Source organism: Streptomyces lavendulae subsp. lavendulae, from assembly GCF_002803845.1.
In the GTDB taxonomy this organism is placed as follows: domain Bacteria; phylum Actinomycetota; class Actinomycetes; order Streptomycetales; family Streptomycetaceae; genus Streptomyces; species Streptomyces lavendulae.
Map to the genome: position 1 here is coordinate 936,413 of NZ_CP024985.1, position 24,503 is coordinate 960,915.

Annotated in this window: 20 protein-coding genes; 10 read left to right on the forward strand and 10 right to left on the reverse strand. The window is 75.2% G+C overall.

Features of this window, described 5'->3' with window-relative positions:
* Nucleotides 1-79: 79 nt before the first annotated feature.
* The 3 genes from SLAV_RS04185 (at nucleotide 80) to SLAV_RS04195 (ending at nucleotide 3,615) form a co-directional block, all read left to right on the forward strand.
* On the forward strand, nucleotides 80-1,996 hold the full coding sequence (locus tag SLAV_RS04185; RefSeq protein ID WP_030229824.1) for an ABC transporter ATP-binding protein: 1,917 nt from the start codon (nucleotides 80-82) through the stop codon (nucleotides 1,994-1,996).
* A 62-nt stretch (nucleotides 1,997-2,058) separates the two neighbouring features.
* Nucleotides 2,059-2,448: a VOC family protein gene (locus SLAV_RS04190; RefSeq protein ID WP_030229823.1), complete on the forward strand. Its 390-nt coding sequence runs from the start codon at nucleotides 2,059-2,061 to the stop codon at nucleotides 2,446-2,448.
* A gap of 60 nt (nucleotides 2,449-2,508) precedes the next feature.
* The gene (locus SLAV_RS04195; RefSeq protein WP_030229822.1) at nucleotides 2,509-3,615 is read left to right on the forward strand and encodes a DNA polymerase III subunit beta family protein; all 1,107 of its coding nucleotides are present in this window, start codon (nucleotides 2,509-2,511) and stop codon (nucleotides 3,613-3,615) included.
* Between the two features lie 34 nt (nucleotides 3,616-3,649).
* Here the strand turns inward: SLAV_RS04195 and SLAV_RS04200 are convergent, their stop codons facing one another.
* On the reverse strand, nucleotides 3,650-5,734 hold the full coding sequence (locus tag SLAV_RS04200; RefSeq protein WP_051840854.1) for an ATP-binding protein: 2,085 nt from the start codon (nucleotides 5,732-5,734) through the stop codon (nucleotides 3,650-3,652).
* A 122-nt stretch (nucleotides 5,735-5,856) separates the two neighbouring features.
* Here SLAV_RS04200 and SLAV_RS04205 point away from each other — a divergent pair, with 122 nt between their 5' ends.
* Entirely contained in the window at nucleotides 5,857-6,282 is a 426-nt protein-coding gene (locus SLAV_RS04205) for a hypothetical protein (RefSeq protein WP_030229820.1), read from the forward strand.
* A 22-nt stretch (nucleotides 6,283-6,304) separates the two neighbouring features.
* Here the strand turns inward: SLAV_RS04205 and SLAV_RS04210 are convergent, their stop codons facing one another.
* The gene (locus tag SLAV_RS04210) at nucleotides 6,305-7,015 is read right to left on the reverse strand and encodes a FadR/GntR family transcriptional regulator (protein ID WP_030229819.1); all 711 of its coding nucleotides are present in this window, start codon (nucleotides 7,013-7,015) and stop codon (nucleotides 6,305-6,307) included.
* A 123-nt stretch (nucleotides 7,016-7,138) separates the two neighbouring features.
* Between SLAV_RS04210 and SLAV_RS04215 the strand changes: the two genes are divergently transcribed.
* Nucleotides 7,139-7,672 (forward strand): gluconokinase, encoded by a 534-nt coding sequence (locus SLAV_RS04215; RefSeq protein ID WP_037687248.1) that lies wholly within the window; start codon nucleotides 7,139-7,141, stop codon nucleotides 7,670-7,672.
* Nucleotides 7,673-7,728: 56 nt separating this feature from the next.
* Complete coding sequence (locus SLAV_RS04220; protein ID WP_030229817.1) at nucleotides 7,729-9,126, forward strand: GntT/GntP/DsdX family permease; 1,398 nt, start codon at nucleotides 7,729-7,731, stop codon at nucleotides 9,124-9,126.
* On the opposite strand, the gene SLAV_RS40870 is transcribed toward SLAV_RS04220, so the two are convergent.
* The 5 genes from SLAV_RS40870 to SLAV_RS04240 all read right to left on the reverse strand — a co-directional run bounded on the left by SLAV_RS40870 (nucleotide 9,074) and on the right by SLAV_RS04240 (nucleotide 15,683).
* On the reverse strand, nucleotides 9,074-9,385 hold the full coding sequence (locus SLAV_RS40870; RefSeq protein ID WP_158740644.1) for a hypothetical protein: 312 nt from the start codon (nucleotides 9,383-9,385) through the stop codon (nucleotides 9,074-9,076). The genes SLAV_RS04220 and SLAV_RS40870 overlap by 53 nt on opposite strands.
* Entirely contained in the window at nucleotides 9,382-10,566 is a 1,185-nt protein-coding gene (locus tag SLAV_RS04225) for a hypothetical protein (protein ID WP_051840852.1), read from the reverse strand. Before SLAV_RS04225 ends, SLAV_RS40870 begins: the two co-directional genes overlap by 4 nt.
* A gap of 141 nt (nucleotides 10,567-10,707) precedes the next feature.
* A complete protein-coding gene (locus tag SLAV_RS04230; RefSeq protein ID WP_030229815.1) occupies nucleotides 10,708-11,223 on the reverse strand; it encodes a protein-tyrosine phosphatase family protein in 516 nt (171 codons plus the stop codon).
* A gap of 25 nt (nucleotides 11,224-11,248) precedes the next feature.
* Entirely contained in the window at nucleotides 11,249-12,013 is a 765-nt protein-coding gene (locus SLAV_RS04235; RefSeq protein WP_030229814.1) for a serine hydrolase domain-containing protein, read from the reverse strand.
* A 103-nt stretch (nucleotides 12,014-12,116) separates the two neighbouring features.
* Nucleotides 12,117-15,683 (reverse strand): S8 family serine peptidase, encoded by a 3,567-nt coding sequence (locus tag SLAV_RS04240; RefSeq protein WP_030229813.1) that lies wholly within the window; start codon nucleotides 15,681-15,683, stop codon nucleotides 12,117-12,119.
* Between the two features lie 206 nt (nucleotides 15,684-15,889).
* On the opposite strand from SLAV_RS04240, the gene SLAV_RS04245 reads away from it, so the two are divergent.
* Together SLAV_RS04245 and SLAV_RS04250 are read left to right on the forward strand one after the other, a co-directional pair.
* Nucleotides 15,890-17,416, forward strand: a complete 1,527-nt coding sequence (locus SLAV_RS04245; protein WP_051840850.1) for an MFS transporter — start codon at nucleotides 15,890-15,892, stop codon at nucleotides 17,414-17,416.
* A 60-nt stretch (nucleotides 17,417-17,476) separates the two neighbouring features.
* Nucleotides 17,477-18,148, forward strand: coding sequence for a DUF6629 family protein (locus SLAV_RS04250; protein WP_063760293.1), 672 nt, complete (start codon nucleotides 17,477-17,479; stop codon nucleotides 18,146-18,148).
* Here SLAV_RS04250 and SLAV_RS43595 read toward each other — a convergent pair.
* The 3 genes from SLAV_RS43595 to SLAV_RS04265 all read right to left on the reverse strand — a co-directional run bounded on the left by SLAV_RS43595 (nucleotide 18,112) and on the right by SLAV_RS04265 (nucleotide 20,668).
* Nucleotides 18,112-18,399 carry a DUF6126 family protein gene (locus SLAV_RS43595; RefSeq protein WP_234333574.1) on the reverse strand — a complete coding sequence of 96 codons (288 nt, stop codon included), beginning with the start codon at nucleotides 18,397-18,399 and terminating at the stop codon, nucleotides 18,112-18,114. The two genes, SLAV_RS04250 and SLAV_RS43595, sit on opposite strands and share 37 nt — an antisense overlap.
* A gap of 16 nt (nucleotides 18,400-18,415) precedes the next feature.
* Entirely contained in the window at nucleotides 18,416-19,054 is a 639-nt protein-coding gene (locus tag SLAV_RS04260; protein WP_030229810.1) for a helix-turn-helix domain-containing protein, read from the reverse strand.
* A 75-nt stretch (nucleotides 19,055-19,129) separates the two neighbouring features.
* Entirely contained in the window at nucleotides 19,130-20,668 is a 1,539-nt protein-coding gene (locus SLAV_RS04265; RefSeq protein ID WP_030229809.1) for an ATP-dependent DNA ligase, read from the reverse strand.
* 241 nt (nucleotides 20,669-20,909) lie between these two features.
* Here SLAV_RS04265 and SLAV_RS04275 point away from each other — a divergent pair, with 241 nt between their 5' ends.
* Nucleotides 20,910-23,633, forward strand: a complete 2,724-nt coding sequence (locus tag SLAV_RS04275; protein ID WP_030229808.1) for an alpha/beta fold hydrolase — start codon at nucleotides 20,910-20,912, stop codon at nucleotides 23,631-23,633.
* A complete protein-coding gene (locus SLAV_RS04280) occupies nucleotides 23,630-24,496 on the forward strand; it encodes an ABC transporter permease (RefSeq protein ID WP_030229807.1) in 867 nt (288 codons plus the stop codon). Before SLAV_RS04275 ends, SLAV_RS04280 begins: the two co-directional genes overlap by 4 nt.
* Nucleotides 24,497-24,503: the final 7 nt, after the last annotated feature.

The following is a 24,503-nucleotide window of genomic DNA, read 5'->3' on the forward strand; positions in this document are numbered from 1 at the left end:
TGGCGGAGTCGGCACCCGTGCGGGGGGTCCGGACCGGTTCCTTGACCTGAAGTCCGGTTGAGGTCCTAGCGTGGCACCCATGGACATGGAAGTCACCGCCTGGCATTCGCTGCACAGCGCGATCAACGCCCAGCAGGACAAGCGTCCCCTCTCCCGGGCGAGCCTGCGCCGGATCGCCGCCTTCGCCCGCCCGCACCGGCGCGGGCTGGTCTCCTTCCTGCTGCTCAGCGTGGTGGGCGCGCTCCTGGCGGTGGCCACTCCGCTGCTGGCGAGCCGGATCGTGGACGCGATCGTGCGGGGCGGGGACAGTTCGGCCGTCACCCGGCTCGCCCTGCTCATCGCGCTGATCGCGGTCGCCGAGGCGGGGCTCGGCCTGCTGACCCGCAAGCTGTCGGCCACCCTCGGCGAGGGCCTGATCCTGGACCTGCGGACGGCGGTCTTCGACCACGTCCAGCGGATGCCGGTGGCCTTCTTCACCCGGACCCGGACGGGCGCACTGGTCAGCCGCCTCAACAACGATGTGATCGGGGCCCAGCGGGCGTTCAGCAACACCCTGTCCGGGGTGGTCTCCAACACGGTGACGCTGCTGCTGACGCTGGGGGTGATGCTCACCATCTCCTGGCAGATCACCCTGCTGGCCCTGGTGCTGCTCCCGGTGTTCGTGCTGCCGGCCCGGCGGATGGGTGCCCGGATGGCGGCGATGCAGCGCGAGGCCTCGGCGCTGAACGCCGCGATGGGCACGCAGATGACGGAACGCTTCTCCGCCCCGGGCGCCACCCTGGTCAAGCTGTTCGGGCGGCCCGCCGACGAGTCCGCCGAGTTCGCGGCGCGTGCGGCCCGGGTACGGGACATCGGGATCCGTACGGCGATGGCCCAGTCGGCGTTCATCACCGCGCTGACCCTGGTCTCCGCGCTCGCCCTCGCCCTGGTCTACGGCCTCGGCGGGCACTTCGCCCTGCGCGGCACCCTGGAGCCCGGTTCCGTCGTCGCGCTCGCCCTGCTGCTGACCCGGCTGTACGCGCCCCTGACCGCACTGGCGGGGGCCCGGGTGGAGGTGATGAGCGCCATGGTCAGCTTCGAGCGGGTCTTCGAGATCCTCGACCTGAAGCCGCTGATCGACCAGAAGCCCGACGCCCGCCGGGTGCCCGACGGGCCGGTGGCGGTGGAGTTCGAGCGCGTCTCCTTCGCCTACCCCTCCGCCGACAAGGTCTCCCTCGCCTCCCTGGAGGAGGTGGCCGCCCTGGACCGGCGGGGCGGCGGCCGGGTGCTGCACGAGGTGTCCTTCCGCGCCGAGCCCGGCCGGATGATCGCCCTCGTCGGCTCGTCCGGCGCCGGGAAGTCGACGATCGCCCAGCTGCTGCCGCGCCTGTACGACGCCGACGCGGGCACGGTCCGCCTCGGCGGGGTCGACGTACGGGACCTCACGGCCGACTCCATCCGCGAGACGCTCGGCATGGTCACCCAGGACGGGCACCTCTTCCACGAGTCGGTACGGGCCAACCTGCTGCTGGCCCGGCCCACGGCCACCGAGGAGGAGATCTGGGAGGCGCTGCGCCGCTCCCGCCTGGACGGGCTCGTCGCATCCCTCCCCGACGGCCTGGACACCGTCGTCGGGGAGCGCGGCTACCGGCTCTCGGGCGGCGAACGGCAGCGGCTGACCATCGCCCGGCTGCTGCTGGCCCGGCAGCGGGTGGTCATCCTCGACGAGGCCACCGCCCACCTGGACTCCACCTCCGAGGCGGCGGTCCAGGAGGCCCTCGCCGAGGCGCTGGCCGGCCGGACCGCCGTGGTGATCGCGCACCGGCTGTCGACGGTGCAGGCGGCCGATCTGATCCTCGTCGTCGAGGAGGGCCGGATCGTGGAACGCGGGACGCACGAGGAGCTGCTGGCGGCCCGCGGCCGGTACGAGGAGCTGTACCGCACGCAGTTCGCCGCGCGCGACACGCAAACCCGCCGCCCCCTGACGGACGGCACGGCGGCGGCCCCGGGCGCATGATGCCGAAGGGCCCGCGCGCCGCCTCGGCGCGCGGGCCGGTCCGCTACCGAGGGGAGCCCGTCATGGACGTCAAGCTCGAACTGGTCGCCGTCCCGGTCACCGATGTCGACCGGGCCAAGGCCTTCTACGAACGGATCGGCTTCCACGCCGACCACGACGTCACCGTCAGCGAGGAGATCCGCTTCGTCCAGCTGACCCCGCCCGGGTCGGCCTGCTCCATCGCCATCGGCAAGGGGCTCACCCGGATGATCCCGGGGTCGCTGGACAACATGCAGGTGGTCGTCGCCGACATCGAGGAGGCCTACGCGGACCTGCGCGGCCGGGGCGTGGAGGTGACGGAGATCCAGGACATGCCGTGGGGTTCCTTCGTGTACTTCTCCGATCCGGACGGCAACGGGTGGGCCGTCCAGCAGACCACCCCGCGGCCGGGGCCGCCGGAGCCCGCGGCCTGACCGTCGGATCCGCCCTCCGGGTTTGACCTTCGAGTGGGATGAGGGCCGATCATCGCTCCCATGGACGCCACTCCCGAACTGATGGGCATCAGTGCCTTCGGCCGCCGCGTGGGGCTCGCGCCGAGTGCCCTGCGCTTCTACGACGACTGTCGGGTGCTGCTCCCCGCGCACGTCGATCCGGCGACCGGGTACCGGTACTACGCCGAGTCCCAGCGCGCCCGCGCCACACTGCTGCGCGGGCTGCGCGAGGCGGGCCTGCCCCTGCCCGACGTGGCCACCGTGCTCGACGGGCCGCCCGGGCTGGCCCGTCAGGTGCTGGAGCGCCACCGGCGGGCGGTACGGGAGTCCGGGCGGGCCGCCGACGCGGCGGTCCGCGCCGTCCTGGACACCCTCCCGGCGGGGCCCGCCCGCACCGAGGTCACCCTCGGCGGTGCGGAGCTGGCGAGCGCGGTCCGGCAGGTGGCCCCGGCGGCCGGGCGGGATCCCGCGCACCCCGTACTGGGCTGCGTGCTGGTGGAGTTCGACGAGGACGAGGTCCGCTTCGTGGCCACCGACCGCTACCGGCTCTCGCTGCGCGTCCTGCGCCCCGCCGCCGTGACCGGACCGCCCGGGCGGGTCCTGGTCGAGGTCCCGGTCCTGGTCGGGCTGGGCGGATGGGCGGCCCGGGCGGCCGAGGTCACCCTGGTGGCGGGGCCGCCCGGCACTCCCCTGACCCTCCGCCACCCGGGCGGTGCGCGCGAGGTGCCGGTGACCGGCGGGACCTACCCCGCCTACCGGGACATGCTCGGCGCCCTGGAGGCCGTCCCCGTGCCGACCCGCCGGGTCGTCGTGGACCGGACCGCCCTGCTCGCGGCCCTCGCCGCGTGCGGGGAGAGCCCCGTCGCGGTCCTGGAGCTGGGTCCCGACCGGCTGCGGGTGACCGCCACCGGGCCGGACGGCGTGCGCGGGGAGTCCGGTACGGAGCTGCCCGCCCTGTGTGGGGAGGCCGCGCCGGTGCGGGTCGGTTTCGACCCGGCGGTGCTGGCGGGCGCGCTGGAGGCCGGCGTGGGGCCCGACGTCCTGCTGGAGATTCCGGCAGCGCCCCGGCCCGCCCTCGTGCGCTCCGCCGACCAGGGCAGCTTCACCACCCTGGTGATGCCGGTCGCCCTCCCGGACGCGGGGGCATGACCGGCCCGCGGGGGTCCGGTCCGCCGGGGGCCGGTCAGCCGGGGTGGGGGCGGCCGCGCAGGGCCTGTCCGTGGCGGACCCCCTCCGCGAAGGCGGCCTCGTACGCCGCGTCCCCGAGGGCCGCCCGGGCGGTGCGCTCGAACTCTTCCCGTACGGAGCGCAGTTCCGGCGTGCCGCGCTGCGGGTGGCCGACCGCCTGCCAGTAGGCGTGGCCGGCTCCGTAGGCATGCGCGCCGCCCGCCCCGTCGCCGTTCGCGGCCCGGGCCGCGGCCAGCAGGTCGAGGCCGAGGGCGGTGCCGAAGCTGTCGCCCAGTTCCCGCTTGCTCTCCAGCATCGCCCGCGCGTGTTCGGCGGACTCCGCGGGACGGCCCTCGAACAGGCGGATCAGCGCCAGCTGGTAGTCGGCGTAGGCCCGCGTCCAGTACTCCTGCCGCTCCACGCAACCCGCCCGCAGCCGCTCGGCCTCCTCCCGCGCGTCGGCGAAGAGCCCGGTGCCGGTGAGCGCGAACACCCTGACGAGGCTGCAGCGCAGTCGGGGGCCGGAGTCGAAGGGCGTGCCGGGAAAGGCCTCCAGGGCGTTGTCGGCCACGATCCGGGCGGCCAGCGGGCGGCCCGCCAGCAGGTGGCTGACGCCCAGCAGGTAGGCGGCGTCGAGGGCCGGGCCCGGTCCCGCGTCGGGCCGCGCGGCCAGGGCCTCGCAGGCCACCGCGAGCCGGTGCGCCTCCTCGTGCTCGCCCTGGAGGAGCAGGGTCACCCCGAGGGCCCACAGGGCGCGCACCCTGCCGGCGGTGTCCACGTCCTCGGGGCGGGCGGCGGAAAGGGCCCGTTCCAGGTACGAGCGGGCCACGTGGAGGCATCCGCAGCAGGCCCAGAAGAAGCCGACCCGGCCGGCCAGTTCGAGGGCGGCGGCGGGCTCGGTGGCCAGCAGGTGGTCGAGGGCCGCGCAGATGTCCCCGTACGCGGCGGCGACCCCGCGGTAGGCGCCGCGCTGCCCGGGGCCCGGCCAGTCCTCGTCGGCGGTGCGCACCAGTTCCAGGAAGTGGTGCGCGTGCCGGGTGCGCAGCGCGTCCCGTTCGCCGACGCCGTCGCACCACATGGCCCCGTACTCGCGGATCGTGTCGAGCATGCGGTGGCCGGCGCCGTCCGGGCTCCGGCGGACTACGGACTTGGCGACGAGCGAGGCGAGGAGCGGGGCCACGTCCGCGGCGGCGAGCGGGGGTGCGGAGCACACGGCGCGGGCCGCGGCCTCGTCGAAGGTGCCGCCGAAGACGGAGAGCCGCAGCCACAGGAGGCGTTCGGCGGGGGTGCACCACTCGTGGCTCCAGCCGATGGCGGTGCGCAGCGCCCGGTGGCGGGGCGGCCGGGCCGCTGCGCCGCCGGACAGCGGGCCGATCCGCCGGGAGAGCCGGTCGGCGAGCTCCTCCACGGTGTGGTCCGTCAACTGGGCGGCGGCGAGTTCCAGCGCGAGGGGGACCCCTTCGAGGCGGGCGCAGATCGCGCGGGCGGCGGCGAGCCGGGACGGGGTCCAGGCGCCCGCCCGCCCCGGGCGTACCGCGTCCGCCCGCGCGGTGAAGAGGGCGAGGGCCTCTCCGGCCGGCTCCTCGTGCGGCAGGGGCCCGACCTCCAGTACGTGTTCGCCGGCCAGGGCGAGGGGTTCGCGGCTGGTCAGCAGCACGACGAGGTGCGGGGCGGCGTCGAGCAGGTCCCGTCCGAGGAGGCGCAGGGGCCCGATGAGGTGTTCGCAGCAGTCCAGTACGAGGAGCAGCCGGCGCGGGCGGATCCACGCGCGCACCGCTTCGGCGAGGGCGCGCGGGGTGTGGTCGGCGAGGTCGAGCGCGTCCGCGACGGCGTCCAGGAGCAGCCGGTCACCGGGCAGCGGGGCGAGGTCGGCCCAGTGGATCCCGTCGGGGAAGCGCGGTCCGGGCGCACCGGGGCCCGCGGCTCCGGCGGCGTCGGGGTCCAGGGCCTGCCGGGCCAGCCGGGTCTTGCCGACGCCCGCGGGCCCGGTCAGGGTGATCAGTCGCCGTTCCGTCAAGGCCGCCCGCAGTGCGGCGAGTTCGGCGTCCCGCCCCACGAAGGAGGCGGGTCCGTCGTCGTTTACCCGGGCATGTCCGCGCACGCGCCCAGTGTGGCGTACGCGCGGGGCCGTGCGTACCGGTCGGCCGGGGGTCCTCCCGGGCGCACGGGAGCGTGTCACGAAAGTCGTTTGGTGCGCTTGTCGGACATCCCTACCCTCTGGTCATGACCCAGGCGAGGATTCACGAACTGCGCGGCTACGAGGTGGGACCGGTGCGCGCCGAGCTCCGCGCGCTCACGGTACGGGACGACCGGGAGGGCATGCTCGAAGGGACGCCGTACCTGCACCGCCGCATGAGCCTGCTGCGCATCGGGAAGGCGATGGCGGCCGACCCGCACCTGTACGTGCACGGTCTCGACGCGCTGCGGGCCGATGCGGAGAGCCGGCTCGACGAGTGGCTGCCGCGGGAGACGGTTCACGCGCGGCTGACGTCATGGTGGCTGCCCGAGGGCATCACGGAGCCGGGGCACACGGAACTCTCGGTGATGTGGTTCCAGACGGCCACGCAGGACCCTTTCGCCCGGCTGGCCGCGATCGTGCGCCCCCTCGACTGGACTTCACTCGCCGGATTCGCCCCCTTCGAGGACTGACGGTCCACCGGGGGTCGGGCACCTAGGGCGCGAGGACGTCCAGTTCCTCCAGGGCGCCGAGGGCGATCTGCCGCGTCAGGGCCTCGGCCGCGGCGGCGTCCCCTTCCCGTACGGCCTCGGCGACCCGGACGTGGAGGGTGACGGCGGCCGGGTCGGGGTCGGGGAACATCACGGAGTGCTCGGTGCGGCCGGTGAGCACCTCGGCGACGACGTCGCCCAGGCGGGCGAACATCTCGTTGCCGGAGGCGTTCAGCACGATGCGGTGGAAGGCGACGTCGTGGTGGAGGTAGCCCTCCAGCTGGTGGCCGCGCGAGGTGCGGACCATGCCGAGGGCCGCTTCGGTGAGACGGGCGCACTGCTCGGGGGTGGCGCGCAGGGCGGCGAGGCCGGCCGCGACGGGTTCGACCGCCGAACGCAGGACGGTCAGGGAGCGCAGCTGGCGGGGGCGGTCGCTGCCGGCGAGGCGCCAGCGGATGACGCGCGGGTCGTAGACGTTCCACTCCTCGGCGGGGCGGACGGTGACGCCGACGCGGCGGCGGGACTCGACGAGCTGCATCGACTCCAGGACCCGCACCACCTCGCGCACGACGGTGCGGGAGGCGTCGAAGCGCGTGGCGATCTCGTCGGTGCGCAACACGCTGCCGGGCGGGTACTCCCCCGCCGTGATCGCCAGGCCGAGGGTGTCCAGTACCTGGGTGTGGAGTCCTGGGACCGGACTGCCTTCGGTGGTCATGGCGTAAGCGTACGGTGACGCCGGAGCGGACCAAAGGTGTGATGTTTGCCGCCGAACCCTTGAATAAGTACTACTTAATAGGGTTCAGTGGTGCCCTCCCGGGCCTCCCCCCGCCCGGGGCCGATGTCAACGAGGACAGCGAGGTACGGCGTGGGTTCCCAGCGCGTCATTGTGGTGATGGGCGTGACCGGCACGGGCAAGACGACCGTGGGCCGGCTGCTCGCGGAGGCCCTCGGCCTCCCCTACGCGGAGGGCGACGCCTTCCATCCGGCGGCCAACGTGGCGAAGATGTCCGCCGGCATCCCGCTGGACGACGAGGACCGCGGGCCCTGGCTGGACGCCGTCGGCGAGTGGGTCCACGACCGGGCCGGGCACGGCGGCGGCGTGGTGGCCGCCTCCTGCCTCAAGCGGGCCTACCGCGACCGGCTGCGCGCCGCCACCCCCGGGGTCGTGTTCGTCCGCCTCACCGGGGAACGGGCGCTGATCGAGGAACGGATGCGCTCGCGCACGGGCCACTTCATGCCCGCCACGCTGCTCGACTCCCAGTTCGCCACGCTCGAACCGCTCCGGCCGGACGAGCCGGGGGTCGCCGTCGATGTCGACGGCACCCCCGAGGAGATCACCGCACGGGCGCTCACGGCCCTGCGCGGCCTCTGACACTCCCCTCCCACACACACCCCCACCCAGACCTCCACAGAGTGAGGAACCCCACCGTGACCGGTCTCAGCGTCGAGACACTGGCGGCGGCTGCCCCCGAGCCCATAACCTCGGCCGGAAACGGCCAGTTGGGCATCGCGGTCCTGCTGGGCAGCGCCGTCATCGTCCTGCTGATCACCCGCCTCAAGATGCACGCCTTCCTGGCCCTGACGGTCGGTTCGCTGGCTCTCGGCTCCTTCGCGGGCGCTCCGCTGAACAAGACGATCGCCAGCTTCACCGCCGGGCTCGGCGCCACGGTCGCGGGCGTCGGCGTGCTCATCGCGCTCGGCGCGATCCTCGGGAAGCTCCTCGCGGACTCCGGCGGCGCGGACGAGATCGTCGACACGATCCTGGCCCGCGCCAAGGGCCGGTCGATGCCCTGGGCCATGGTGCTGATCGCCTCGGTGATCGGCCTGCCGCTCTTCTTCGAGGTCGGCATCGTGCTGCTGATCCCGGTGGTGCTGCTGGTCGCCAAGCGCGGCAACCACTCCCTGATGCGCATCGGCGTCCCGGCGCTGGCCGGGCTGTCGGTCATGCACGGGCTGATACCGCCGCACCCCGGCCCGCTGGTCGCCGTCGACGCCCTGCACGCGAACCTGGGTGTCACCCTCGCCCTCGGCGTGCTCGTCGCCGTCCCGACGGTGATCATCGCGGGGCCGCTGTTCTCCCGGTACGCCGCCCGCTGGGTGGACATACCGGCGCCGGAGCACATGGTCCCCGCGCGTCCGTCGGAAGGGGCCGCGCACCGGCCCCGCTTCGGGGCCACCGTCTGCACCGTGCTGCTGCCGGTGGTGCTGATGCTGGTCAAGGCGCTGGTCGACATCGTTGTCAACGACCCTGCCAACGCGGTGCAGAAGGTCACCGACGTCGCCGGATCGCCGCTGATCGCCCTCCTGTCGGCCGTGCTCGTGGGGATGTTCACCCTCGGCCGGGCGGCCGGGTTCACCCGGGAACGGATCTCCTCGACGGTGGAGAAGTCCCTCGCGCCGATCGCCGGCATCCTGCTGATCGTGGGCGCCGGCGGCGGGTTCAAGCAGACCCTCATCGACGCCGGCGTGGGTCGGATGATCCTGGACCTGTCGAAGAGCTGGTCCATCCCGGCCCTGTTGCTGGCCTGGCTGATCGCGGTGGCGATCCGGCTGGCCACCGGGTCGGCCACGGTCGCCACCATCTCGGCGGCCGGTCTCGTGGCCCCCCTCGCGGCGGGCACGTCCACGACGGGGACCGCCCTGCTCGTCCTGGCCATCGGCTCCGGCTCGCTGTTCTTCAGCCATGTCAACGACGCCGGGTTCTGGCTGGTCAAGGAGTACTTCGGCATGAGCGTCGGGCAGACCCTCAAGACCTGGTCGGTGATGGAGACCGTCATCTCGGTGGTCGGCCTCGGCTCCGTCCTGCTGCTGTCCCTCGTACTGTGACCCCTCCGTGGGCCCCGCCCTGGACCCCGCCGTGGACCCCGTCGAGCTGGGCGGCGGCGAGCGCGAAGCCGTCCGCGGCCCGGGCGCAGCGGTCCGCGAGGGCGGCGACCTCGGCGCGGAAGGCGTCGGCCTGAGGGCCCCGCCATTCCAGCGCCGCCGCGCCCGTCCGCAGCCGGTGGGCGTGGGAGCGCAGGGCCGCGCAGTGGCCGCGCAGGCCGTCGGCCGGGGCGGGCGGGGGCAGCCGGGGCACGTCGGTCACGGGTTCCTCCGGGAGGTCGTCGTCCGAGGGCGGTCCGCGTCGCCGAGCGGGAGCAGCCTGCTCCCGGTGACCCGGCCGTCGGCGGCGGACCAGGTCCCGCCGACGGCACCCGCCGAGGCCAGCCGGTGGACGCGGGTGCGCGGATCGAGGGGGGTGCGGGCGTCGGCCGGGGAGCCGACGGCGTACAGGTGCGTGATGCGGTAGACGGCGGTGAGGTCGCGGTCCCGGGCCAGGTCCATGGCGGCGACGGCGCCCAGCCGGTGTCCGACCAGGACGAGTTCGGCGCCGGAGGGGATCAGCCCCCGTACGGCGCGGACCACGTCCCGTACCCGCCACGCGTCCCGGTCGGCCAGTTGGAGCACGTGGCGGTGCCGGCCGCCGACGCCGGTCACCCGCTGGACCAGCAGGGTGTCGGTCGCGCCGAGCAGGCCCGTGTTGCCGACGTACCCGGCGAGGGTGCCGGTGGTGTCGAGCGCCTCCAGCAGCCCGGCGCCTGGGCCGGGGCCGGGGGCGTCGTCAGAGCCGTCCCCGCGGGAGAAGAACGCGCGCAGTGCGGCGCCCAGTCCCAGGAGCGGTTCGGCGGTCACGGCCCGGCCGGTGGCCACCTGCCAGCCGGCGTGGTCGTTGAAGGGGTTCTCGTCGGTGAGCGCGTGCCAGGCCAGGACGTCCGCGAAGGTCGGGGCCAGCAGGGTGAAGGCCTCCCCGGCGCCCCGTTCGCGCAGCAGGGTCCGGAAGGCCCGGGCCGCCTCGTCCTGCCGGCCCTGCGCCACCGCCCCCAGGACCGCGGCGCAGTCCGGGTCCGCGAGCAGGTCGGGGCGGCCCACCCCGGCGACGTGGATCCGCGCCTTGAGCCCGCAGACGGCGGTGGTCACGGCCAGGTTCTCCCGGCGGGCCAGGATCCCGGCGAACCACCCGGCCCGCGCCACGCCCCGCCCGCGCGGGGCCCAGCCGAGGCCGGCCGGGTCGGTGAGGGTGCGCAGCAGGGTCCGCCAGGCGCGGCGCGGCCTGCCGCCGCCGCACCCGGCGAGGGCGGCGGCCGGGAGGCGGGCGCCGAGGGCGAGCCCGGAGGCGTACCGGGCGGCCTCGCCCACGGCGTCGGCGGCCTCGGCGAGGTCCCGGCACAAGGCGTCGAGGGCCTCGACGTCCGGGTCGGTGGCCTGCGCGGTCACGGCGTCGGACATGGGCTCCTCGCGGGGGTGCGGCTGGAACGGCGGCTGGGTGCTGCGCCTCCGTCCGCGGGCCTCGGCACGGGCCGGGCAGCCGCGGACGGCGGCTCCGGCATCACCGTACGTCGGCCCCTCCCGGCGCGCGCTCCGACTGCGCTACGGGAGTGGGTCCGGGCCGGCGAGCAGGAACGCGGCGTCCAGCCCGGTGTCGAGGTATGCGGTGAAGAGCCGGTTGTGCAGGGCCCAGGGGGAGCGCCTGCTCCGGATGAGGCCGACCGCTTCCTCGGCCGTGGCCCCCCGGCCGACCAGGCACTGGGCGACCACGATGCCGGAGCGGTTGTACCCGTAGTAGCAGCGCACCAGGGTCCGGCGCCCCGCGTCCAGGGCCCGCCCCGCCGTGTCGGCCAGGCGGCGGACGGTGTCGAGCTGGGCGGCGGTCAGGGGCGCGTCGGGCATCTCCCCGACCAGGTGCTCGGCGGCCGGGCCGGGGCCGTGGCCGGGCCGGGTGTAGAGGCTGATCACGAGGTCGAACTCGTCGGTGACGACGGCGGGGCACAGCTCGCCGTCGGCGTCGGCGTAGACGTGGCCGCCCATCCAGAGGCCGGGGGTGATCTCGTCCCAGGGGGTCGGGGGCCGGGGCGCGTCGGGGTTCTTCCAGTGGGTCTTCGTCATCGTGGCCGGATCGTACAACAGCCCTTCATCCTACGGGAGTTGTAGAAAAAACGGCCTCGCGGAACGCGGTGCGCAGCGCTGGGGCGGGAGGGGCCGCGGGGGCGGGTGCGGGCGCGGCGCCGGGCACCAGGGCGGCCCAGCGGTCGTGCCGCGGGGAGACCCACAGCGCCGGGCCGGTGGCGGCCTGCGGGTGGTGGGCCCACACCCCGGCGGGGGCGGGGTGCCAGAGCAGGCCGCGGGAGGGGGTGAGTTCGCCGGTGCGGATGCGCAGGGATTCCGCCGTCCAGGAGCGGCTGATGGGGTGGTCGGCGGTGGACAGCAGGTGGCGCGGGAAGCGGACGAGGTCGGCGAGCGGCGCGTACAGGGTGCCGTCGGCGAAGCGGGTGCGGTCCATGCCGAGCGGCCGCCAGATGCGGGCCGTGGCGCACTCGGCCAGCGGGGTGCCGGTGAGGTGTTCGGCGAGGCGGGTGAGGGCGGCCAGGGCGGGCGGTCCCTCGCCGTGGGTGAGCAGGTGGTGGGCGGTGGCGGCGCCGGGCAGTCCCGCCGCGGCCGCTTCCCCGTAGGCGGTCAGCGGGGTGTGCAGCGCAAGGTCCCCGGCGGCGACGAGGCTCCCGAGGACGGGCCACAGCGCGAGCACCGCCGCCAGTCCGCCGACGTCGAGGGGGGTGTCACCGTCACCGGGCGAGCCCGCGTGGACGGCGTCCGCCGACCCCGCCGCCCAGACGGCGTCCGGGTCGGCGGAGCGGACGAGGGCCTCGATGGGGCCCGCCTGCAAGCGGTGCGTCATCATGCCGGGCACGCTACGTGCCCCCGCCCGCCCTCCCGCGCAGGTCGCGCCCCTGTCGCCCCCCGCCACCCGAATGCGGGGACGGGAGACGGGGGGCGGCGGGCTGCTAGGCCTTGTCGGGGCGGTCGGTCACCCGGAGGGTGTTGACCAGGGGCTTGCCGTAGCCGTTGTGGGTGACGAAGCGCAGGTTGAGCGCTCCGTCGGTGACCTTGACCGTGTAGGTCCTGGTCAGGGCCGTGTACGAGCCCGCCTCCAGGGCGATGTCCAGGGAGGGCAGGACCTGGGTGCCCTCGGCGAGGACGTCGAAGACGCGCTTGTCGGGTCGGGTGGAGGAGAGTTCGGCGAAGCCGAGTTCCACCGTGTAGGTGCCGTTCGGCACGTTGTCGAAGCGGTATTCGTACATGCCCTCACGGGCGTTGCGGAAGAGCCGCTGGTCCGGGGTCCCGGCGATGGTGCGGCCGGTGGACCGGACGGTGGCGTCGCCCTGGTAGCCGTACGAGCCCGGGGTGTACTTGCGGTCCGGGGACCAGGTGTCGCCGGCCGCGTCGGTGGCCGCGTAGTCGGAGCCCGCGTCCAGGGCGGCCTGGTAGCGCGGGACCACGACCTTGACGGGGACGGTGAGGACGGGGGTCCGGCCGCTGGCCGAGGTGATCTTCAGATCGGTGGTCAGGACGCTGCCGGGGGTGAGTCCGGCCGTGTCCATGGCCAGCGAGAGCGTGGCCTTCCCGCCGGTCGGGAGGGTGCCGTCCGCCGGGGTCGCGGTCAGCCAGGGCGCGTCCTCGGAGACCGTGAAGGCGGTGCCGAGTCCGGGGTTGGTGAGGTCGAGGCCGCGGGTGCGGCTCTGGCCGGCGGGGAGGACCAGCTCCAGGGACGGCCGCTCGGCGCTCACCCTGCCGGTGCGCAGTGACCGGGTCACCGGGGTGACGTCCGCCGCCTTGACCTCGACTGAGCCCTGCGCGGACTCGTACGCCGGGGCGCTCACGGAGAGTTCGCGGGAGCCGGAGGGGCTCTGGACCACGTAGCCGCCGTCCGCCGCGGTGGTGGCCGAGACGGCCGTGTCGCCGCTGCCGACGGTGACCGTGGCGCCGCCGACGCCGTCGCCGTCGTTGGCGTCGAGCACCCGGCCCGTGACGACTCCGCTGCGGGTGGTCCGGAAGCCGATGGACAGCCCGTCGGTGAGGACCGGGGTGTTGAAGGAGTACCTGAACGCGTCGGTGCCGGCCGCGTTCTCCACCCCGATGGTGGCGGAGGAGCCGCCCTTGATGCCGGTGCCGCCGGTCCCCTTGTAGGAGTAGGTGACGTTGCCGTCCTCGCCGATGGCGGCGGAGAAGGAGAAGGTGTCGGCCTGCGCCGACCAGTGGGACACCTTCCGCCACTCGATCACGTAACTGCGGTGCGGCGCGGTGCCGGTGACGGCGGTGAAGACGCCCGAGCCGCTGCCGGCCGGGCCGACGACGAGGTCGTCCCAGAAGGGGTACAGGGCCGCGTTGGGAGTCGCGGTGCTGGGAAGGTCCCCGTTGACGTCGCCGGTGTGGTTGCCGCCGAAGCTGACCGTGCCGTTGGTGCCGATCCAGGCCTGCCCGTACGTCTTGCCGTACAGCGGGAGGGGGAAGGGCAGGTCGACCCGCTCGGTGGTGTTGTCACCGGTCAGCGCGAGCTGCCGGTCCCCGCCCGCGTACGGGCGGTCGCCCGCGGCGGCGCAGGCGTAGCCGTAGCCGTCGGTGCGTTCGGGGAGGGTGACCGTGACGGTGGTGTCCCCGGCGACGGCGACCTTGGCGGTGCCGCCGGTGAGGCAGCGCGAGGAGTGGGTGGCGTTCACGTCGTAGGTGCCGTGGGGCAGGGTGACCTCGAAGCGGCCCTGTGCGTCGGCGGTGGCGGTCACCGGGGTGTCCGCGATGGTGACGGAGGCGCCCGCGGCGGGCCCGGCGGCGGAGGAGACGGTGCCGGTGACCTTGCCGGTGGCCGCCTGGGTGAGGGTGAAGTCACCGGTGGCGGTGGCGTTCTCGGTGACCGTCGCGGCGGCTTCCCGCTGCCCGTAGCCGAACTTCGAGGCGGTGAGCGCGTACGCGCCGACCGAGAGGGCGGGGAAGCGGTAGCTGCCGTCGGCGGCCGTGGTGGCCGTCCGGTCGATCGGGCCGTGGGCGGTGACCCGGGCTCCCGCGACGGGCTCGCCGCCGTCGGTGCGGACCGTGCCGCCGAGGGCGCCGACGGCGCCGCGCGGGGCGGCGCTGACCGCGGCGAGGGCGTCGAGGCGGCCCTCGCCGAAGACGTTGTTGTCGGCGGTGGTGCCGCCGCACTGGGCGGCTTCGGTGTCCTGGGCCGTGCCGTCGAGCAGCGCCTCGGTCTGTGCGACGTCGCCTTCGAGGGCGGGGGCGGCCGACCAGAGCAGGGCCACCGTCGCGGCGGTGTGCGGGGAGGCCATGGAGGTGCCGGAGAAGGCCTCGTAGCCGCCGCCGGGGACGGAGGAGCGGACGTTGACGCCGGGTGCGGCGATGTTCGGCTTGACGATGCCGCCGGGGCCGGCGCCGCGCGAGGAGAAGGAGGCGATGGCGCCGTTCACGTCGAAGGCGCCGGAGCTGTAGGAGTTCGCGTAATCGCCGGGCGATCCGCTGGTGGCGCAGCCGGGGCCGGCGTTCCCGTTGGAGAAGGCGGGGAAGATGCCGGCGGCGCGCCAGGTGTCGACGACCTGCTGGTACCAGTCGTCGTGGGCGGAGCTGCCCCACGAGTTGTTGACCACGTGCGGGGCGAGGTCGGGCCGCGGGTTCTGGCCGTTCAGGTCGGTCGGGGCGACGATCCACTGGCCGGAGGCGAGCAGCGAGGCCTCGGAGCAGGAGTTGGTCTCGCAGCCCTTGGCGGCGATCCACCGGGCACCGGGGGCCACGCCGATCCTGTTCGCGCCGCCGTCGTCGCCGACCATGGTGCCCATGGTGTGGGTGCCGTGGTCGTTGTTGTCGCAGGGCGCCGCGCCCGCGCAGACGCCCGCCGGGTCGAACCAGTTGTAGTTGTGGTCGTAGGTCCCGTCCGCCTTCCTGCCGCGGTACTGGCCGTTCACGGCGGGGTGCGTGTAGTCGACGCCGCTGTCGATGTTGGCGACGACGATGCCCTCGCCGCGCACCCCGAGCCCGTCCCAGACCTGCGGGGCCTTGACCCGGTCGACGTTCCACTCGACGGCGTCGGCGGCGGTCTTCTCGCGGGTGCCCTCCGCGGGCTTGGGGAGGGCGAGCCTGTCGTCGGCGTCGATGCGGGAGACCTCGGGGCGCTGGGCGAGGACCCCGGCCAGCTTCTGGGTGCCGACGACGCGGACCGCGTTGACGATCCAGTACGAGGTGTACTCGGCCTTCGCCCCGTCCAGGGCCCTGAGCACCTCGGCCTGGGTGCGCGCGGCGTGGTCCCGCTTGGTACGCAGAACCGTTTCTGCCTTGGCGGCCCTGGTCGGGGCCTTCCGCGCGGCGCTCAGGTCGGCGGCGCTGTCGAGGTAGACCCAGAAGACGGCCTTTTCGGAACCGTCGAGCCGGTCGCGCAGGGCGGGCTCGATCTTCCGCTCGGCGGCGCCCGGCGCGGGTCCCGGTTCCGGGGCGGCCGCGGCGACCCCCGCGCCGAGGGGGAGGAGCAGGACGGACGTGAGGGCGGCGAGCGCCGCGCGTAAGGATCGTCGTCGGTTGCGTGGGGCCACGTGTGATCTCCTCGTACGCCGGGTGCTGGTTGTGCGGGAGCCGGGTGCTGGTTGTGCGGGAAGGGTGCGCGTGACGTGCGCGGATCATGCTGAGTGTGTTGTCATGCCCTTCACAAGAGGGCCTATCCGGCCGACTTCGCGCCGGTCCGGGCCCGGCGCACGCCCGCCGGGTGGCCCTTCCGGGCGGGGCGCGCCAGCCTGGGGGCATGACCGAACCCGCGCCCGGTGTTCCGCTGAGGTCCGCCCAGGGGCGGTGGATCCTGCTCGCCACCGTGCTCGGGTCGACCATGGCGATGCTGGACTCGACCGTCGTCAACGTGGCGCTCCCGACCATCGGGGCCGATCTCGGCGCCGACCTGGCGGTGCTCCAGTGGACCGTGAACGCCTACCTGCTCACCCTGGCCGGGCTGATCCTGGTGGGCGGGGCGCTCGGCGACCGGTTCGGGCGGCGCCGGATCTTCGTGCTCGGGGTGGTCTGGTTCGCGGCGGGCTCACTGGTGTGCGGGCTCGCGCCAGGCGCCGGGGTGCTGATCGCCGCCCGCGCCTTCCAGGGCGTCGGCGGCGCGCTGCTCACGCCCGGTTCGCTGGCGCTGATCCAGGGTTCGATCCACCCCGACGACCGGGCCCGCGCCGTCGGCCTGTGGTCGGGGTTCGGCGGGGTGGGCGCCGCGGTGGGGCCGTTCCTGGGCGGGTGGCTGGTGGACGGGCCGGGCTGGCGGTGGGTGTTCCTGCTGAACGTGCCCGTCGCCGCGCTGTGCGTGCCGGTGGCGCTGAGACACGTACCGGAATCGCGGGACCCGGCGGCGCACGGACGCTTCGACGTGGCCGGGGCCGTGCTGGGCGCGGGATCCCTGGCCCTGATCACCTACGCCCTGATCGAGGCCACGAGCGGGTCGGCGCCGGTCGTGGCCGCGGGGGTGGGCGGGGTGCTGCTGGGCGCCGCGTTCGTGCACGTGGAGCGGCGGCGGCCGGATCCGATGGTTCCGCCGGACATCTTCGCCTCCCGGCTGTTCACCGCCGTCAACCTGGTCACCCTCTGCGTCTACGCGGCCTTCGGCGGGTTCTTCTTCCTCATCGTGCTCCAGCTCCAGGTGGTGGCCGGGTACTCGGCCCTGGCCTCCGGGGCCGCGCTGCTGCCGACCACCCTGCTGATGCTGCTGCTGTCGGCCCGCTCGGCCGCGCTCGGGGAGCGCATCGGCCCGCGGATCCCGCTCACGGTGGGACCGCTGCTGTGCGCGGCGGGCATGCTGCTGACCCTGCGGGTGGGCCCGGACGCCTCCTACGTGCGGGACGTGCTGCCGGCCATGGTGGTGATGGGATCCGGGATGGTCACCCTGGTGGCTCCGCTGACGGCGACCGTCCTGGCCTCGGTGGACCCGGGCCGGGCGGGCCTGGCCAGCGGCATCAACAACGCCGCCGCACGGGCCGCCGGGCTCCTCGCGGTGGCGGCGCTGCCGTTGCTCGCGGGGATGGGCCCGGACGCCTACCGGTCGGCGGAGGCCTTCGACGCCGCCTTCGACCGGGCCATGCCCTGGTGCGCGGGGGCCCTGCTGGTGGGGGCGGCCGTGGCGTGGACGACCGTACGCTCCCCGGCGGCCGGGGAGCCCCACCCTCACCCGCAGTGCCGTATGCAGTGCCCGGTGGGCGCGCCGCCGCTGGAGCCCCCGGCGGTGGCCGGGGATGCGGGGTCGGGTGCGGGGTCCGGGGGTGTGGGGTCCGGGGGTGTGGGGTGACGGCCGTTCGCCCGGGGCCCGTCCGGGCGTGCGGGTGAACCCGACCGGCGGGAGCCCGCCATGTGCTGGAGCACTGCCGCGGACCTGACGGCGGGCACCGTGGTGGCCGCCGTCGGGGTGGTGTGCGTCGCCCGGGTGCGGCGGGCGCGCGACCTGCCCGTCGCGGCCCTGCCGCTGCTGCTCGGCGCGCATCAGCTGATCGAGGCCGCCGTCCGGGACGCGGGCGGCGACTGCGGTCCGGCCACCACGGCCTGGGCGGTGATCGCCCTGCCCGTGCTGCCCGTGTGGGTGCCGCTCGGGGTGCTGCTCGCCGCCGGGCCCGGGGCCCGGCGGCGGCTGTGGGTACCGGTGGCCGTCGGGACGGCCACCGCCGCGGTGCTGGCGTACTGCCTCGCGACGGGGCCGGTGACCGCCGAGGTCCGGGGCCGCCTGGTCGGGTACGGGGTGGACGTGCCGTACGCGCCGCTGGTCCTGGCGGGCTACCTCGGCGCCACCCTCGGGGCCCTGCTGCTCACCGGGGACCGCCGACTGCGGGTGCTGGGCGCCGTTCTGGCCGCGGGGGCGCTGGTCTGCGCGGCGCTGTGGCGGCTGGAGTTCGCCTCCACCTGGTGCGCCTTCGCCGCGGTGGCCTCACTGCTGGTGCTGGGCTGGGTGCGCCGCCCGGTGGGGCCCGGCGGGAGCCCGGCGGGGCGCGGCTACTGGTTCTGGCCGCCCAGTACGAAGAGGAGGTAGACGAAGAAGGCGAAGAGATGGCCGACGAAGAGGTATGCGATCAGCCGGATGACCAGGCCGCGCGGGAACCTCGACTCGATGCGGCCCAGCAGGCCGGCCGGCTGGGCCGCGGCATCCGTACCGGCGGGCGTCCCGGCAGTGGTCCCGGTCTCCTGGGACGTGGCACCGGCCGCCTCGAACGGGGTGCCGGCCGCCTCGGACGTGGCCTCGGTCTTCTCGGACGTGGTGGGCATGTTCTCCCCCTTGGTCATGGGTACGGCTCCTCGGCTAGCGGTGCTGCGTGGTGGCGGCGGCGCCGAGGCACAGCCCGGCGAGGCTGCTCTGCAGCAGGGTGTGGACGAACAGTAGTTCGGCTCCGCCGTGGCCCGGCGCGGCGATCCGGTGCGGGGTGAGCGAGTCGAAGTGCGCGCTGTCCCCCGGCTCCAGCAGGTACTCGGTCTCCCCCAGGTGCAGCCGCAGCTGTCCGGAGAGCACGTACAGCCACTCCTCCCCCGGGTGCACGCGGACCAGCTCGCCCTGGCTGCGCCCCTGGGGCACGTGCACGCGCAGCGCCTGCATCCCCCGTCCGGAGCCCCCGGCCTGCCAGTACGTCCACCCGTCGGCCTCGCGAGCCCCGGGACCGCCGGCCCGTACGATGGGATCCGCGACGGCCGGGGTCTCGCCGAGCAGCTCCGAGACCGTCGTACCGTAGGTGCGGGCGAGTCCGAGCAGCAGCGGCAGCGAGGGCTGGCGCCGTCCGGTCTCCAGGCGGGAGAGGTGCGCGGGCGAGAGGCGGGCCCTGGCGGCTGCGGCCTCCAGCGTCAGACCCGCGCGTCGGCGCAGCTCACGCAGCTGCGGGGCGACCGCGGGCAGCTCTTCGGCCAGGCCGTCGTCGTGGCGGTCCGGGCCCTCGGCTCGGGGGTTCATACCTCCGATTGAGTCAGATTCTTGCCCTGCTGGCAATTTTCTTGCCTCTGAGGCAAATCCCGCCTTCCGGCCCGCTCACGTGCCGCGGCCGCCTTGTTCCAGGACGGTCTCCACCGTGTCCGCCTGCTCCGCGCTCTTGTCCGGCCGGTGGCGCAGGACCCGGGCGAAGCGCAGGGCGACACCGGCCGGGTAGCGGGGGGAGCGCTGGAGTCCGTCGTAGGCGATCTCCACCACCAGCTCCGGCCGGACCCGGACGGTGAAGCCGTCGTCCTCCTGCGCCAGCTCGCCCAGCCGCCCGGTCTGCCAGCGCAGCATCTCGTCCGTCAGTCCCTTGAAGGTCTTGCCCAGCATCGCGTACGTGCCGTCCGCGGTCCGCGCGCCCAGGTGCAGGTTCGACAGCAGGCCGGTGCGCCGGCCGTGGCCCCACTCGGCGGCGAGCACGACCAGGTCGAGGGTGTGCACGGGTTTGACCTTCAGCCAGCGCTTGCCGCGCCGGCCGGCCGCGTAGACCGAGTCGAGGGCCTTGACGACGACCCCCTCGTGGCCTCGGTCCAGTGCCCCGGACAGGAACGCCTCGGCCTCGGCCGCCCGTGCGGCCGGATCGTCCACCACCAGCCGGCGCACCCGCGAGGCCTCGGGGACCAGGGCCGCGAGGGCCGCGTGGCGGTCGCGGACGGGCAGGTCGAGCAGCACCCGGTCGCCGAGGGCCAGCAGGTCGAAGAAGTACGCGCGCACCGGGAGGGCGCGCCGCGCCGCCGCCACGTCCACCCGGGAGCCCACCCGGGCCGCGATCTCCTGGAAGGGCACCGGGCGTCCGTCGGCGTCCTGACCGATGACCTCGCCGTCGAGGACGAACCTCTCCCCCGGCAGGCTCCGCGCCAGTTCGGCCACCTCCGGCAGCCGGTCGGTGATCTCGTCCAAGGAGCGGGTGTGGATCCGCACCTCGTCGCCCGAGCGGTGGACCTGGACGCGGATCCCGTCGAGCTTCTCCTCCACGGCGCAGGGCCCCAGCGCCACGAGGGCGTCGGCCACCGACCGCGCGGTCCCGGCGAGCATCGGCCGCACGGGCTGCCCGACGCGCAGGGTCACCCCGCGCAGCGCCGCGGCCCCTTCGGCCAGTACCGCCGCGGCCACCCGGGGCAGCGCGCCCTCCAGCATCACGGCCCGGCGCAGGTCCGCGGCCGGTACCCCGGCGGCCTTGGCCACGCCTTCCAGGGCCACCGCCTCCAGGGACCCCTGGCGCACCTCCCCGGACAGCAGGCCGCGCAGGAACGCCTGTTCCTCGGCGGTGGCGGCGCCCAGCAGGCCGTCCACGATCCGCCGGCGCTCCGCCTGCGCGCCGGGGCCCGCGACCGCGGCCAGCTCGGACACGGCCGCGTCCACGGCCCGTACGGTCAGGGAGGGCAGCGGCGCGGGGGCCGTGTCCCGGCCGAGGGTGCGCCACCCGATGCCCGGGCGGCCCTGCGGGAGGCGGCCGGAGAGGTAGGAGACGACCAGGCCCGCCTCCTCGGCGGGGGCGGCCGCGAACACTTCCGCGAGCAGGGCGGTCTTGCGGGAACGGGCGGCGGTCCCGGCGACCTCCCGGGACACGCGCGCCACCTCGGCCAGCAGCATGCGGCCCATCCTCCCGCCGCCCGGGCGGGCGCGCAGGTCGGCGCGCGGCGCCGCGCACGGCCGGGGGTCGGGGGTCGGCGGTCGCCGCTCGGCGGTCGCCGCTCGCCGGTCGCCGGTCGCCGGTCGGGCGGCGCGTACCGCAGGCGCGGTAGGCCGGCCCGGGGCGCGTACTCCTGGAGAAGGGGCGGGGCTCCCCCTGAGGGAGCCCGCGTACGGCGATCTCTGGCTTTAGTGTTCCCGTATGAAGCCACGACTGCCCCGTCGGCGCCGCGACCGCCTGCTCGCCGGCGCCGCCGCCCTCGCGGTCCTGGCCGGCGCCGGTACCTGGACGGCGGCCGCCGCCTCCGGGGACGCGCCGGCCGTGCACCGCCAGGACCAGATGCTGAACGTACCGGGCCTGGAACCGCCGGGCGCCGGGATCGACACCTCCTACTTCACGGCCGGGGCGGGCGGGGAACGGCGCCCCGCGGTGCTCCTCGGGCACGGTTTCGGCGGCAGCAAGGACGACGTACGGGCCCAGGCGGAGCGGCTGGCCCGCGACGGCTACGCCGTCATGACCTGGTCGGCGCGCGGCTTCGGCCGCTCCGGCGGGAAGATCGGGCTGAACGATCCCGAGCACGAGGTCAAGGACGTCTCCGCGCTGATCGACTGGCTGGCCCGCAGGCCCGAGGTGCGCCTGGACGCGGACGGCGATCCCCGCGTGGGCGTGGCCGGGGCCTCCTACGGCGGGGCCGTCGCGCTGCTGGCCGCCGGGTACGACCGGCGGGTGGACGCCATCGCCCCGCAGATCACGTACTGGAACCTCGCGGACGCCCTGTTCCCCCAGGGCGTCTTCAAGAAGCTGTGGGCCGGGATCTTCTTCACCACCGGTGCCGCGGGCGGCCTCCAGCCGGCGGCCGCGAACGCCGGTCCGCCCGGCGCGGCGTCCGCCTCCGGCTGCGGCCGGTTCGAGCCGCAGCTGTGCGCCATGTACGAGCGCGTGGCGGTGGCCGGGAAGCCGGACGCCGAGGCGCGCGAGCTGCTGGAGCGGCGCAGCCCCTCGGCGGTGGGCGCCCGGATCAAGGTGCCCACCCTGATCGTGCAGGGTCAGGACGACTCCCTCTTCCCGCTGGACCAGGCCGACGCCATGGCCCGGGCCATCACGGCGAACGGCGCTCCCGTCTCCGTGGACTGGGCGGCGGGCGGACACGACGGCGGCATGCGCGAATCGGGCCGCGTCGAGGCCCGGGTGAAGGCCTGGTTCGACCGCCACCTCAAGGGGGACCACGCCGCGGACACCGGCCCGGTCTTCCGGGTCTCGCGCTCCGGCGGCGTCGACTCCACGGACGGGCTGGTCAAACTGCGGGGCGCGAGCTCCGACCGCTACCCCGGCCTGACCTCGGCCCCGCGCCCCTTCGCGCTGTCCGGCCGGGAGCAGACCTTCGCGAACCCGGCGGGCGGCGCCCCGCCCGCGCTCTCCTCGCTGCCCGGCATCGGGGGGCAGTTCGCCGCCCTCGGCGCCGGGCTGTCGCTGGACTTCCCGGGGCAGAACGCCCGCTTCGAGTCGGAGCCGCTGACCGAGGAACTCCGGGTCACCGGGACCCCGACCCTCACCCTGAACGTGAGGTCGACGGCTGCGGACGGCGCCGCGGTCCTGTTCGGCAAGGTGTACGACGTCGGGCCCGACGGCCGTCAGCAGGTGCTGCCCGGTCAGCTGGTCGCCCCCGTACGGGTGGAGGACGCCGGTCAGGGCCGGAGCGTCGCGCTGCGGCTCCCGGCGATCGACCACTCCGTCCAGCCCGGGCACCGGCTGCGGGTGGTGGTCGCCGCCACCGACCTCGGGTACGCCTCCCCCGCCGCGCCTGCCGTCTACACGGTCTCGGCGCAGGGGCCGCTGGCGGTCCCCGTCGCCGACGGGGTCCGCACGGCGGCGGCCGGCCTGCCCGCCTGGACCTGGTGGCTGCCGCTCGGCGCGCTGGCGGTGGCCGCGGGGCTGCTCGGGATCCGGCGCACCGGCGGGGGCCGCGCGGCGGTGCGGGCGGGCGCAGCGCAGCCCGAACCCGCGCCGGCCGACGTACCACTGGACATCACCGGGCTGACGAAGCGGTACGCGAAGGCCCAGGACCGGTACGCGGTGCGGGACCTGTCCTTCCGGGTGGAGAAGGGCCAGGTGCTCGGTCTGCTCGGGCCGAACGGGGCCGGGAAGACCACCACCCTGCGCATGCTGATGGGGCTGATCACGCCGGACGCCGGGGAGATCCGGGTGTTCGGGCAGCCGATCCGGCCCGGCGCGCCGGTGCTCTCGCGGGTCGGCGCCTTCGTGGAGGGTGCCGGTTTCCTGCCGCACCTGACGGGCCGGGCCAATCTGGAGCTGTACTGGCAGGCCACCGGCCGGCCGGCCGGGGACGCGCACATGGCGGAGGCTCTGGAGATCGCCGGGCTGGGCGACGCCCTGGAGCGGGCCGTGCGCACCTACTCGCAGGGCATGCGTCAGCGGCTCGCGATCGCGCAGGCCATGCTGGGCATGCCGGACCTGCTGATCCTCGACGAGCCGACCAACGGTCTGGACCCGCCGCAGATCCGCGAGATGCGCGACGTGATGATCCGTTACGCGGCGGCCGGACGGACGGTCATCGTCTCCAGCCACCTGTTGTCGGAGGTGGAGCAGTCCTGCACGCACCTGGTGGTCATGGACCGCGGCCGGCTGGTGCGGGCGGGCGAGGTCGCCGAGATCACCGGCGGCGGGGACACGCTGCTCGTCGCCGTGGAGGGACCGGTGGAGGAGACCGTGGTCGGGAAGGTCGCGGCCCTGGAGGGCGTGGCCTCGGCGGTGGCCGGGGACGGCGGGATCCTCGTACGGCTCGACGGCGCGACGCCCGCAGCCCTGATCGCCGAACTCGTACGGCTGGACGTGCCGGTCTCGGCGGTGGGACCCCACCGCCGGCTGGAGGACGCCTTCCTCACCCTGATCGGAGGTACGGCATGAGTGTCGTCCAGGAGACCGCTCCCGGCTACGATCCGGCGCGGACGCTGCCGCTGCGCGTGGAGGCGCTGCGGCAGTGGCGCAGGCGGCGGACGCTGGTGATGGGCGGGGTGCTGGCCGCGCTGCCCTTCGTCATGATCATCGCCTTCGCGGTGGGCGGCGGGCCGGACGACGGTCCCGGCGGCGGAAACGGCCGGATCAGCCTGATCGACACGGCGACGGCGTCGGGCGCGAACTTCGCGGCGACCTGCCTGTTCGTGTCGGCCGGCTTCCTGCTGGTGGTGCCGGTGGCGCTGTTCTGCGGGGACACGGTGGCCTCGGAGGCCGGCTGGTCCTCGCTGCGCTACCTGCTGGCCTCGCCGGTGCCCCGGGCGCGGCTGCTGTGGAGCAAGCTGGTGGTGGCGCTGGCGTTCAGCCTCGGCGCGATCGTGCTGCTGCCGGTGGTGGCGCTGGCGGCGGGGACGGCCGCGTACGGGTGGGGGCCGCTGAAGCTCCCGACGGGCGGGGCCCTGCCCGCCGCGGACACCCTGCCGCGGCTCGCGCTGGTCGTCGCCTTCGTCTTCGTGTCGCAGTTGGTGACGGCGGGGCTGGCGTTCTGGCTGTCGACCCGGACGGACGCGCCGCTGGGCGCGGTCGGCGGCGCGGTGGGGCTGACCATCGTGGGGAACGTGCTCGACGCGGTGACGGCCCTGGGGTCGTGGCGCGAGTTCCTGCCGGCGCACTGGCAGTTCGCGTGGGCGGACGCGTTGCAGCCGCAGCTGGAATGGGGCGGGATGATCAAGGGGACGGCGGTGTCGGTGTCGTACGCGCTGGTGCTGTTCGCCCTCGCGTTCCGCGGGTTCTCGCGCAAGGACATCGTGTCGTGAAGGGGGC